This window comes from Empedobacter sp. R132-2 (assembly GCF_030324375.1).
Classification (GTDB): domain Bacteria; phylum Bacteroidota; class Bacteroidia; order Flavobacteriales; family Weeksellaceae; genus Empedobacter; species Empedobacter falsenii_B.
Window position 1 is genome coordinate 1 of sequence record NZ_JACAGG010000033.1, and the last position, 12,212, is coordinate 12,212.

Here is a 12,212-nt window from a genome sequence, read left to right on the forward strand (position 1 = left end):
GGGGAGTTATTATTGATCAATTTTTAATCCTATATCAAGAAAGGGTTAGACTCTAAAAAGTAGAACCTAACCCAAGCTTAATTTTTGAACTTACACACTTTAAGAGACAGTCCTCTTTTTATGTTAATTCACTTGTTTTGATTCAAACTTTGACTATATTTGAATCACTTATAAAAAAACAAGAAGCCTATAGATAAAAAAATCTACTTACTAAACCAAATTATCTACCTTATGAATTACGAAGAAGACTCATTGCTAATCAAAGACTATGTTGATGGTAATGAATATGCTTTAGAAATTTTAATTGAGAAGTATAAAAGTAGAATCTATAGTTTCATTTTCTCAAAAGTTTTAGACAAAGATATCACTGAAGATATTTTCCAAGATACTTTCATAAAAGTTATTCTTACACTAAAAAGTGGCGGATATAATGAAGAAGGAAAATTTTTACCTTGGCTAATGCGTATTGCGCATAATTTAACTATTGATTATTTTCGAAATATTAAGAAAATGCCTGCTGTTAGAGAAACTATAGGTAAATATGATGACGAATATAATATTTTCGATTTTATTGGAAATTCTGACGAATGTTCCGAAACCAAAATCATTAAAAAGCAAATTGAAAATGATTTAAGATACCTTGTTACTTTATTACCAAGTGATCAAAGAGAAGTCTTAGAACTGAGAATCTTCAAAGAATTAAGTTTCAAAGAAATTGCGGAAGAAACAAATGTTAGTATTAATACAGCATTAGGAAGAATGCGCTATGCAATTATCAACTTAAGAAAAGTTATCGAAAATAATAACATTATTTTAACAATCGATTAAAAAATAAACTTATCTATTTAACGTTTTTAAAGTAAATAAGTTTTTATGATTGAATTTTACTCAGAAAAATTTGAACCAAAACAATCAACGATTGAAAAATTATTAATGTTTTCAAAATCAATTTCAGCATTGAAATTAAATAACGTGAAGGAAATAATAATCCTAAATTTAAATTAATCGAACACTGCTTTTATCAAATAAAAAATCCTGAAAATATTAAACATTTCAGGATTTTTTTATGCAAATAAATTAATCTTTTCTGAAAATCATAACTCAATTTATAACTATATTGCATCCTATACCACATCAAAAAAATTTTAGTATGACCCTACAAGAATTTAAAAATAGTTTAGATTTACCTTTAATCACTTCACCTATGTTTCTTGTTTCTCGAACTGAATTAGTTGTAGAAGCATGTAAAAATGGTGTATGTGGAACTTTCCCTTCTTTGAATGGAAGAACAGCCGAAGATTTCGAACAAATGTTAATTGATATCACTTCTCAATTAAAACAATTTGAAGATGAAACAGGTAAAAAAGCAGCTCCATTTGGAGTGAATTTAATCGTTAACAAAACAAACCCTCGTCTCGAAGGTGATTTAGCTTTATGTGCAAAATATAGAGTACCGCTTATTATTACGTCGCTTGGTGCTGTAAAACAAGTTGTAGATGCAGTTCATAGTTATGGAGGTTTGGTTTTTCATGATGTGATCAAAAAACGTCATGCGGAAAAAGCTGCTGAAGCTGGTGTAGATGGAATTATTGCTGTAGCTTCTGGTGCTGGTGGACATGCTGGTACGGCTAATCCTTTTGCTTTGATTGATGATATTCGCACTTTTTACGATGGTTGTTTAATTTTAGCAGGTGCGATGAACAACGGAAACGATATCTTAGCAGCTGAAAATATGGGTGCTGATTTTGCATACATCGGAACTCGTTTTATCGCGACAAAAGAAGCCTCTTCGAATCAAGATTATAAAACAATGTTAGTCGATTCTACTTTCGAAGATGTGATTTATACAGATGGAATTTCTGGTGTAAATGCAAATTTCTTGAAACCAAGTATTATACATTCTGGAATTGATTTAGACGAAAAGAAAGAAGAAGATTTTTCGAAATTAATTGGAGGCGATGGACATAAAGCATGGAAAGACATTTGGTCTGCTGGACACGGAGTTTCTGGAATTCATGATATTATTTCAACCGAAGAATTAGTCTATCGAATGAAAAATGAATATAAATGTGCATTAGAACAAAATGTGCAGAAATTAAATAATTTGAAATTTTAAATTTAATAATGAAAACTACTCAAGAACTCATCGAATTAATTTCTCTCAAAAAATTAGAAGAAAATTTATTCGAAGGGAAAAGTTCTTTTATGGGAAGTCCAAATGTTTTTGGAGGACAAGTTGTAAGCCAAGCTTTGCATGCTGCGTATCAAACTGTTCCTTCAGATCGTTTTTGCCATTCCCTTCACTCCTACTTTATTTTACCTGGACATTTAGAAAAACCTATCTATTTTGAAGTAGCAAATCTTCGTGATGGAGGAAGTTTTAGTACACGTGTTGTCACAGCAAAGCAAGACAGTGTGCCTATTTTTGTAATGGCTTGTTCCTTTCAGTTGAAGCAAGAAGGTTACGAGCATCAAGAAAAAATGCCTGTTGTAACGCCTCCTGAAGAATTAATGAGCTGGAATGATGTAGCAGAACAATTTGGTTCAGTTTTACCAAAATCAATTATGCGATTTGTCTTAGCAGAGCGTCCGTTAGATTTTAAACCTGTTGAATTTGTGAATCCTTTTGAGAAAAAAGATTATCCTAATTTTAGTAATGTTTGGTTAACTTTTAATGATGTTCCAGAGGATTTACCTTTACCAATTATTCAGCAATTAATTGCGTATAGCTCTGATTACAATTTATTATCAACAGCAATAAAACCTCATGCTTCTAAAGCTCACTTTGGAAACACACAAATGGCCAGCTTAGATCATTCAATTTGGTTTCACCGAGAACCAAATTTGCATGATTGGATATTAGTTAATGTTGAATCTCCAAGTGCAAATGATACAAGAGGTTTTACACGAGGAAATTTATTCAATCGTTCTGGTGAACTAATTTGTAGCGTTGCGCAAGAAGGTCTAATAAGACCAATAGTGAAAGAGAAGGAATAATTTATATTTCAAAAAGTCTTGTAAAAAAATTACAAGACTTTTTCTATATTATAAACTTAACTTCTAGTTAATCTTATTCTAAATATTTTTGAATTAATATTTACTTAAAAAGAAAAACTTGAAATACTAATATATAACAAAAAAAAAGAGCTAATAATTTAGCTCTTTTATATATTCAATTCTTCACTCTTTCACAATTCTTCCGCCAATAACTGATCACCTTTTTTTCTAACACTTTTATATGCTCTATAACACACATATAAAATAATCAGTACAAAAATAAACGCCAAAGGAGCCAATACAATTGCCGTAATACTTAATACAATAGAACTAAACGTTTCACCTGTATTAACCAAAAAATTTCCAGCTCCCGCAGTTGTGGTGGTCGAAACAGCTCTTGCAGCAGCAGTTGTACCGCTAATCGCAGCCGCAGTTCCTCCTCCTGCTATAATCGCCAAAGCCCAAGTTGCAACTTCGTTCATTTCTGGCATCGTAATTCCAACCGCTATTGTTCCTGCAATTCCAGCTAAGGGAACCGCAATCGTATCCAACAAATTATCAATAATTGGAATATAATAAGCTCCAATTTCCACTAACATCGCTACACCAAGTGTTATAAGAGCTGGTGTACTCCCAACCCACATCCAATTTTCGTCGAGATTAATAAAACTTCCTGCAAATTTGACAGCTAAACTCAATATAAATAAGGGAAGAAAAATCCGAAAACCAGCAGCAGCGGCTAATCCTATTCCGAGAAATAACGAAAAAATAGTAGACATTGAGATTAAATCGTTCATAGTTTAGTATTTTATAATAGTTCTGATCTTATAAATATAATGATAAAAAAGATAAAGTTTTTATATTTTTTTCTTTCCTTTGCATCCGATTAAGAGAAACCAAGTACTGCAAAGTACTTTTTTTGTATAAATAAACCTAAATGTTTGAGTTACATCTAAATAATCGAATAATAAATCAATCATTTTTTAAATGCATCGATAATTATTTCTTTTCTCAAAATCAATCAACCAAAACTTCTTCACGACAACATTTAAAATTTTGCAAGAATCGATTTCTTTTTATTTTAATTTCTGATAGGAAAATTTTATCTTTAAGGAAATTTTACGAGAACTCTTGCAATGGAAACATCAAACGAAATTAAAAAAAATAATAAAACAAAAATGCTAGTAATAGGAATTGCAGGAGGAACAGGTTCGGGAAAAACAACTGTTGTAAATAATATTTTAAGAGATCTTAACGCGGAAAGCGTTATCGTTATTTCTCAAGATAATTATTATAAAGATCATCCTGAATTATCTTTTGATGAACGTTCTAAGATCAATTTTGATCACCCAAGATCAATTGATTTCGAATTACTAAAAGAACATGTCGCTTTATTGAAAAATGGCGTATCAATAGAACAACCTGTCTATTCGTTTATTACGCATAGTCGCAAGGAAGAAACGATTTTAACACATCCACAATCGGTTATTATTGTAGAAGGAATTTTGGTATTGACTGACCCAGATTTACGCGATTTATTTGATGTAAAAATCTTTGTTCATGCAGATTCTGACGAACGTTTAATTCGTCGCGTACGCCGTGATATACAAGAACGTGGGCGCGATTTAGACGAAGTTTTAACACGTTATCAAAAAACGTTAAAACCTATGCATCAGCAATTTATAGAACCATCTAAAAACTATGCAGACATTATTATTCCGAATATGAAAAAGAAAAATTCTGTCGCAATCAAAGTTTTATCAACTGTAATTAAAGAAAAACTCAACTCGAAAACTACTGTATAATGAAAGAAAAATCGGAAGAAATCTTTGACAAAGAACTTACACCAGAAGTACCGAAAAGAAAAATTAAGGATACACGTGTATTCAAATTTGTTTGGAATCGTTACTTTGTTCTAACGGTTGCGTTTGCTGTTTGGATGATTTTTTTCGACCAAAATTCTTTTTTCGTACATCGCGAGTTGGATAAACAAATCAAATTATTAGAAGTTGATCAACAATATTACCAAGAACACTTGGATACTGAGTCTGAAAAATTAAATCAACTAAATAGTAATCCTGCTGAAATTGAAAGGATTGCAAGAGAAAAGCATTTCTTGAAAAAAGATGATGAAGATATTTTTATCATTCAGCAAGAAAAAGTTACGAAGCCGCAAAATAAAGAAAATGAGTAAGTTATTTGAAAATTTTGATTCTATTTCTGAAAAAGAATGGAAAAATAAAGTTCAAGTCGAGCTAAAAGGTTTAGAATATAATGAAACTTTGGTTTGGGGAACGAACGATCAAATAAATGTAAAACCATTATATACAAAGGATGATGTCGATTATTCGGCTGTACAACCATTACCAAAATCCTCAAAAGATTGGAAAATTATTTCGAAATATACTGGAAATAAAAACCAAGATTACAGCTTTTTGTATGGATATTTGATTAATCAAAATCAAATTGATTCATCGTTAGAACTTCCTAATTATCTAGATTTATTTATTAAATATAATGGAACTTCTGATTTAAAATCGCTTGAAAATCTTCCAAATCTGAAATATTTAGATTTAGATATTTATGGATATTTGGCACAGAATGGACTTTGGCAAAATGATTCAGAAAAAGCATCAAAAGAATTGGTGAAAGAAGCTTTGGCATTGAAAAATTTCGAAAAAGTAATTTCAATTCAAGGAGATGTTTATCAAAATGCTGGAGCAAATCATGTTCAACAAATTGCGATTACACTTGCACATGCAGTAGAATATTTAGAAAATTTTGGAGCTGATATTGCGGACAAAATTTATTTTAAATTTGCTGTTGGAAGTAATTATTTCTTCGAAGTTGCGAAATTAAGAGCATTTCGCTTTTTATGGAAAATGATTTTGGAGCAATATAATAAAGAAAGTGAAGCATTTATTTTCACTTCAACATCCGATCGCAATAAATCTAAATTAGATATTTACAACAACGTTATTCGCTCTACAATAGAAGCTTCTTCGGCTATCTTCGGATCAAGTGACGCTATTTTTGTTGGATCATATGATGAAGTTAATAAAGAGTCTGATTTTGGATTAGAATTAGCCGCAAAACAACAATTATTGTTACAAAAAGAATCTTATTTGAATCAATTTACTGATCCTGCTGCTGGTTCTTTCTACATCGAAAGTTTGACAAATCAAATGGCTGAAAATGCGTTAGAATTGTTTAAAACAATACAAAATGTAGGAGGTTTTGTAAATGCTTTACAAAATGAAACTATTCAAGATTTTATTTACACAAGCGCGAAAAAAGAGCAAAAAGATTTCGATGAGCAAACCATTAAATTAATTGGTGTAAACAAATTTAGAAACCCTGCAGATGTGATTGAGAAATCGCCAAAAGAAAAAGTGGTAAAACAAGCACTTTTTGTTCCGATTGTTCCAACTCGTTTGGCAGAAAAAGAGGAAAAAAAATAGTTTTTACATGAATTGGATGCCAATTTCATTAAAAGAACTCAACAATATAATCGAAACTTCAGTAGCTGTAATGGATACTGAAGTTTTGTGTTTAATAAAGTTTTGTTTTATATAAAATTATGAAATCTAATAAAAACATTTTTCAACGATTTATAGCGGGATATATTGATTACGCACTATTTATAATCATTGCAGCGCTTTATATTTATAAGTTTGGAGCTTTAGCAAATGACGGAAGTTATAATGTAAACGGAATAAATGCTTTACCTATTTTTATCTTTTGGCTAGTTTATTTTGTAGTAATTGAAGTTATTTTACATGGAACTTTAGGTCATTTAATCCTAAATTTGCAACCTGTAAATGCTAAAACAGAAAAACCAATTAGTTTTTCGCAATCTTTTATTCGTCATCTTTTCGATCCTATAGATTATTTTATTTTCGGTGGATTAATTGGAATTTTAATTATAAATAACTCCAAAGAAAGTCAACGTTTAGGTGATATTGTAGCAAATACTAAAATGACTAAAAAATAACATTTTGAATCCAACTATTTTAACAAAAGAATTTCAAGATTATCTGAAAATAATCGAACATGAAGACATCAAATCTATAGGTTTGAAAAAATCGTTGTTTGAAGAAATTTCTTCTGCTGAAATTGCACAACAATTGAAAGGAATTCAAGTTTCAAAACATAAATTTCCAACACTTTATTCAACAGAAAACATTTATTTTCCACCTTCAATTAATTTGGAACAAGCAAGTTCGGAAGCTACAGCAAATTATAAATCAACTTTAGTTAAAGGAAAAAATTTGATTGATTTAACCGCAGGTTTTGGAATTGACACCATGGCTTTTGCAAAGAATTTTGACAAAGTATATCACATCGAACAAAATCCTGAATTGAGTGAGATTGTACAACATAATGCTAAAATTTTAGCGCCAAATTTAGAAACCTATACAGGAACTTTTCAGTCTTTTTTTGAAGAAAATCCTACTTTAAAATTTGATGTTATTTATCTCGATCCAGCAAGAAGAAATTCGAGCGGAAGAAAATTTATTTTGGAAAATTTAGAGCCAAATATTTTAGAATGGATTCCAACTTTTTTCGAAAAAACAGAGAAAATTATCATCAAGCTTTCGCCTTTATTAGACATCACTTCTACCCTACAACAAATTGATTCAATTTTTGAAATACACATTGTTGCATTAAAAAATGAAGTGAAAGATTTTCTAATCATTTTAGATAAAAATTCTTCAACAAAAAACCCTTTGATAAAAGCTGTTAATTTAGAAAATAATCAATCCGAATTTTCTTTTCATTTTGAAGAAGAATATAGTGCGAATGCAAGTTTTGGAGGAATTCAACGTTATATTTACGAACCAAATGTTGCGATTCTAAAAACTGGTGCTTTCAAATTATTGAGCGAAAAATTCAATCTTCATAAACTTCATCAGAATACTCATTTGTATACTTCGAATGAACTTTTAGAGAATTTTCCTGGAAAAATTTACTTGATTGAAGAAGAAATTAAAAATCAAAAAAAAGAAATTCTAAAAACAAAAGCGAATTTATTAGTCAAAAATTACAATCAGCCAATAGACGTTATCAAGAAAAAATTCAAAATTATTGATGGCGGTACAACAACTTTAATTTTTACTCAAAGCATTGATGGGTTTCATATTCTAAAAACTTCACGAGTTTAGTTGGGTTTCGAAAAAAGTTGTGTTAATTTTATACAACAATTTTCAACCTTAAAAAATTACACTTGAAAATCATCAATAAAATTGAAAACTTTATCTACGGAGAAGCGCTTTCAGATGGCTTAAAAACTTCCTTAGCGATTATCATTCCGCCTATCGTAGCCAGCTTGTTTGGCGATTTATATGCCGGTGTAACGATAAGTCTTGGTGCAGTTTTAGCACACATGACGGATACACCTGGTCCATTTAAAGAACGCCGAAACCTGATGTGGCTTTCCGTGCTCTTGATTTTCCTTGTTTCATATTTCACCAAAACGATTAACAGTTACCCAATATTTCTAGGTATTTGTTTAACACTTATCGTATTCTTTTCTAACATGTTAACCGTTTGGGGACAACGTACAAGTGCGCTTGGAATGGTCATTATGATGTCAATGGTAATGAATATGAATGATTTACGACATGAGTTAAGTCCTCTTCATATTGCACTTTTTGTGACTGCTGGAGCAGCTTGGTACACTATTTTTAGCCTAGCTATTAGTACCTTTCGTCCTTATCGTATGGCGCAGCAAAACTTAGCTGACACAATGATTCATATTTCTGAATACATTCGAATCAAGGCTTCTATGTTTGATAAAGATTCAAATTACGATGATATTATCAAAAAATTAATCGATGAACATGTTGTAATTAACGAAAAACAAAGTTTAGTTCGTGAATTAGTTTTTTCGAACAAAAAATTGGTAAAAGACCAGACACCAATTGGGCGTTCGATTGTGTTTATTTTCTCTGATTTGGTGGATATATTTGAGAATGTAACAGCAAATCAATACGATTATGTAAAAATTCGAGAAGTTTACGGTGATACAAAAGCAATGCGCAAAATCTATAATTTAATGAATAAATTAGCGCATGAGCTTAAAATGATTGCTTATCATATTAACTCGAACAAACGTCCTAAACAACCTACTTTTGACTTTGAAGTTGAGTTGAAAAAGATTGATGATGCCATCAAAGAATTATATGCAGAAGGACAAAAACCAATCGTTTTATCTAAAATTTATATCAATCTAAAGCAAATTGTTTATAAAATAGAGTTTATCCATAAATTTTTCTATGATGATTCGTTCACAGAAAAAAAGAAAAATCCACTGGATCATGCCGAACATTTTGAACCTACAGTTGATTATTCTTTACGAAAATTAAAAGATCATCTGAATCTAAAATCTTCAATTTTTAGACATGCAATTCGTGCATCAATTGTAATGTTATTAGCTTATGGTGTCACGTTTATTATTCCGATGACTTACCATAGTTACTGGATTTTGATGACAGTTTTAGTGATTTTAAAACCTGGTTTTAGTGTAACAAAAAAACGAAACTTTCAGCGTTTGAAAGGAACAATTGGCGGTGGATTAGTTGGAGTTTTAATATTATTGATAATACCTCAACACAGTATCCGATTTGCATTAATGCTTATTTTCATGTTAATGGCCTACACTTTTATTCGTCACAAATATGCAATTGGTACATTTTACTTAACCGCGTATATTCTTATTTCGTTTAGTTTTTATTCGCAAAAAGATTCATTGTATATTATTCAAGAACGTTTTATTGATACACTTGTTGGAGGATTTATGGCGTTTATTTCGAGTTATTTGATTTTACCAACTTGGGAAAAAAATAATATGAACGAATATATTCAAAAAGCATTGATTGCAAATTATGAGTTTATCTATTTGGTTTTTAAAAAATTAGCTGACAACGAAGTTTCTACAACAGATTATAAATTAGCTAGAAAAGATGTTTTTATTGCAATGGCAAATATTAATTCAGTTTTTCAGCGTGTAATTTCTGAACCGAAAGGAAAACAAGAAAATGCTAACGTACTGAATAAATTCACCATTTTCAACCAGTCATTTGTCTCATATTCAGTTGGTTTAGTTAAAATTTTAAAGAAAAACAATTCTGTTATTTTAACTTCAGAACACATTCGATTGATGAAGAAAATTTTGCAATTATTGTTACAAAACATTCGGCTTTATGGCGAATATGAAACAGAAAATTTACCTAAAACAATAGAATTTGGAGAAAAAACTGTTGCATATACTGAAATTGAAACAGAGGCTTTGCAAAATGATTCTGAACTGATTGAAGATCTATTAGAGTATTTATACGAGATTGCTTACGATTTCACAAAAGTTGGTCACGTTTTTGTGAAAGAACAACCGTTAAAAGAATAATAAATGACAATCATTCAACTGTTTAAAAATCTACGTCCATTTGTAAAACCTTATCGTTCTTTGGTTGTCGCAACTTTGCTCCTAACCTTAGTTGGATCTTTTACGTCACAGGTAAACGCCCTTATTTTACAGTATACCGTAGATTCTATAAATGGTTTGGTTGAAGCTGGAAAAGGATTAAAAGAAGGTCTGAAAATCATTTCGTTTATTTCAATTGTTTTGATGACAAAAGAAATCTTGAATGCTTTTATCACATTTGGTCAAAAATATTATGGTGAAAAGCTTAGAATCTTAGTTTCACAAGATTTAGCACAAACCATTATCGAAAAGATTTTGACGTATAGAATGGCATTTTATACAAATCAAGATAATCAAGCAGGAAAACTTCAAACCCGTATTGACAGAGGAATTGAAAGTTTGACACGTTTAGTTCAAAACTTTTTTATCGATATTCTTCCACTTTTTGCCAATTCAATTGTTGCTTTAATTTTGATGTTCAACGCTAATTTTTATGTTGGATTAGTTGGACTTTGTATCGTTCCGATTTATTTCATTATCACGCAACAACAAGCAAAAAAATTGAGTGGTTGGCGACGAAATTTGAGAGGTTATCGTGAACAAAAATCGCAAGGAATTATCAGCATAATTGATTCAATTACAGTAATTAAATCATTTAACCGAGAAGATATAGAAGGTAAAAACAACTTGATTTACAAAAAGAATTGACGAATAATCAAATGCAAACACGTAAAACAAGCTTCTTTTTTGATGGTTTAAAATCCTTTATCGAGCAGTTAGGTGTGGTGATTATCATCATTTTAACTTCATATTTGGTTCTTGATGGACAAATGACAATTGGCGCAATTATGTTCCATATTTTGTTGTTCAACAACGTTTCGGCTCCTATTCGTCAACTACATCGTATTTATGATGAAATGAATGATGCGATGATATATTCCGAAAGTTTCTTTGCAATTTTGAAAGCGGATGACGAAAAAGAATCTTCTGGAAATTACATTCCAACAAATCTAAAAGGAAAATTCGAAATCCAAAATGTTGACTTTTCTTATCCAAATGGATACAAAGCCTTAAAAAATATAAACATGACAATTCAGCCCAATAAAATTACAGCTTTGGTTGGTTTATCTGGCGCGGGAAAAAGTACAGTCATCAATTTATTGGATAAATTTTATCAACCTGATTCTGGAAAAATTCTACTTGACGGAATTGATTTAGAAGAATATGATACGCAATTTTTACGCGATAATATTGGATTGGTTTTACAAAAAAATCACATTTTTAATGGAACGATTGAAGAAAATATTCGTTATGGAAATGTAAACGCAACTTTCGAAGAAATAGAAGATTCCGCAAAACGTGCTTATATTCATGAACAAATTATGGATTTGCCAGAAGCTTATCAATCCAAAGCCTTATTGTTATCTGGTGGTCAACAGCAACGTATTGCCATAGCACGTATGTTTCTCAAAAATCCGCCGATTATTTTCTTGGACGAACCTACTGCAAGTTTGGATGCAATTGCGACGGAACAGATTAAAAATAGTTTGGATGCCATCAAAAAAGATCGAACAGTTATCATTATTTCGCATAGTATTTCTCAAATTATCGATGCCGATTATACCTACGTGATGAAACAAGGCGAAGTTGTGGAACACGGAATTCATGAGGATGTATACAAAATGAACGGTACTTATAAAGAGATTTTTGATGCAATGGCAAAAAGCTTAAACATTGAAAAAATTGCCAAAACTTTTGACGATGAAGAAGAAGAAAATTATTAGGAATAATT

10 protein-coding genes and 1 pseudogene are annotated in these 12,212 nt (G+C 30.5%); 10 read left to right on the plus strand and 1 reads right to left on the minus strand.

Annotated elements, in window-relative coordinates; all coding sequences use genetic code 11:
• The first annotated feature begins 231 nt into the window (after positions 1–231).
• From HXZ69_RS12565 to HXZ69_RS12575, 3 genes are all read left to right on the plus strand, one after another.
• On the plus strand, positions 232–828 hold the full coding sequence (locus HXZ69_RS12565) for an RNA polymerase sigma factor (RefSeq protein WP_115001114.1): 597 nt from the start codon (positions 232–234) through the stop codon (positions 826–828).
• 322 nt (positions 829–1,150) lie between these two features.
• Positions 1,151–2,116, plus strand: coding sequence for an NAD(P)H-dependent flavin oxidoreductase (locus HXZ69_RS12570; RefSeq protein ID WP_286496181.1), 966 nt, complete (start codon positions 1,151–1,153; stop codon positions 2,114–2,116).
• An 8-nt stretch (positions 2,117–2,124) separates the two neighbouring features.
• Positions 2,125–2,997 (plus strand): acyl-CoA thioesterase, encoded by an 873-nt coding sequence (locus tag HXZ69_RS12575; RefSeq protein WP_286496182.1) that lies wholly within the window; start codon positions 2,125–2,127, stop codon positions 2,995–2,997.
• A 191-nt stretch (positions 2,998–3,188) separates the two neighbouring features.
• Here the strand turns inward: HXZ69_RS12575 and HXZ69_RS12580 are convergent, their stop codons facing one another.
• The gene (locus HXZ69_RS12580; RefSeq protein WP_221855583.1) at positions 3,189–3,794 is read right to left on the minus strand and encodes a DUF4126 domain-containing protein; all 606 of its coding nucleotides are present in this window, start codon (positions 3,792–3,794) and stop codon (positions 3,189–3,191) included.
• A 339-nt stretch (positions 3,795–4,133) separates the two neighbouring features.
• On the opposite strand from HXZ69_RS12580, the gene udk reads away from it, so the two are divergent.
• The 7 genes and pseudogenes from udk (at position 4,134) to HXZ69_RS12615 (ending at position 12,204) form a co-directional block, all read left to right on the plus strand.
• Complete coding sequence (gene udk / locus HXZ69_RS12585; RefSeq protein WP_260392473.1) at positions 4,134–4,802, plus strand: uridine kinase; 669 nt, start codon at positions 4,134–4,136, stop codon at positions 4,800–4,802.
• Positions 4,802–5,191: an FtsB family cell division protein gene (locus tag HXZ69_RS12590; protein WP_221855581.1), complete on the plus strand. Its 390-nt coding sequence runs from the start codon at positions 4,802–4,804 to the stop codon at positions 5,189–5,191. The genes udk and HXZ69_RS12590 overlap by 1 nt, the downstream gene beginning before the upstream one ends.
• Positions 5,184–6,458 carry a methylmalonyl-CoA mutase family protein gene (locus HXZ69_RS12595; RefSeq protein ID WP_219034475.1) on the plus strand — a complete coding sequence of 425 codons (1,275 nt, stop codon included), beginning with the start codon at positions 5,184–5,186 and terminating at the stop codon, positions 6,456–6,458. Before HXZ69_RS12590 ends, HXZ69_RS12595 begins: the two co-directional genes overlap by 8 nt.
• 119 nt (positions 6,459–6,577) lie before the next feature.
• Positions 6,578–6,991 carry an RDD family protein gene (locus HXZ69_RS12600; RefSeq protein WP_286496183.1) on the plus strand — a complete coding sequence of 138 codons (414 nt, stop codon included), beginning with the start codon at positions 6,578–6,580 and terminating at the stop codon, positions 6,989–6,991.
• Positions 6,992–6,995: 4 nt separating this feature from the next.
• Positions 6,996–8,162 (plus strand): THUMP-like domain-containing protein, encoded by a 1,167-nt coding sequence (locus HXZ69_RS12605; protein ID WP_286496185.1) that lies wholly within the window; start codon positions 6,996–6,998, stop codon positions 8,160–8,162.
• Between the two features lie 62 nt (positions 8,163–8,224).
• Positions 8,225–10,402, plus strand: coding sequence for an FUSC family membrane protein (locus tag HXZ69_RS12610; protein WP_280050133.1), 2,178 nt, complete (start codon positions 8,225–8,227; stop codon positions 10,400–10,402).
• 3 nt (positions 10,403–10,405) lie between these two features.
• Positions 10,406–12,204 (plus strand): annotated as a pseudogene (locus tag HXZ69_RS12615) (ABC transporter ATP-binding protein).
• The last annotated feature ends 8 nt before the right edge of the window (positions 12,205–12,212 follow it).

Coding starts and splice junctions, on each gene's coding strand:
- HXZ69_RS12565 (WP_115001114.1), top strand. CDS start 232: ATGAATTACGAAGAAGACTCATTGCTAATCAAAGACTATGTTGATGGT.
- HXZ69_RS12570 (WP_286496181.1), top strand. CDS start 1,151: ATGACCCTACAAGAATTTAAAAATAGTTTAGATTTACCTTTAATCACT.
- HXZ69_RS12575 (WP_286496182.1), top strand. CDS start 2,125: ATGAAAACTACTCAAGAACTCATCGAATTAATTTCTCTCAAAAAATTA.
- HXZ69_RS12595 (WP_219034475.1), top strand. CDS start 5,184: ATGAGTAAGTTATTTGAAAATTTTGATTCTATTTCTGAAAAAGAATGG.
- udk (WP_260392473.1), top strand. CDS start 4,134: ATGGAAACATCAAACGAAATTAAAAAAAATAATAAAACAAAAATGCTA.
- HXZ69_RS12580 (WP_221855583.1), bottom strand. CDS start 3,794: ATGAACGATTTAATCTCAATGTCTACTATTTTTTCGTTATTTCTCGGA.
- HXZ69_RS12600 (WP_286496183.1), top strand. CDS start 6,578: ATGAAATCTAATAAAAACATTTTTCAACGATTTATAGCGGGATATATT.
- HXZ69_RS12590 (WP_221855581.1), top strand. CDS start 4,802: ATGAAAGAAAAATCGGAAGAAATCTTTGACAAAGAACTTACACCAGAA.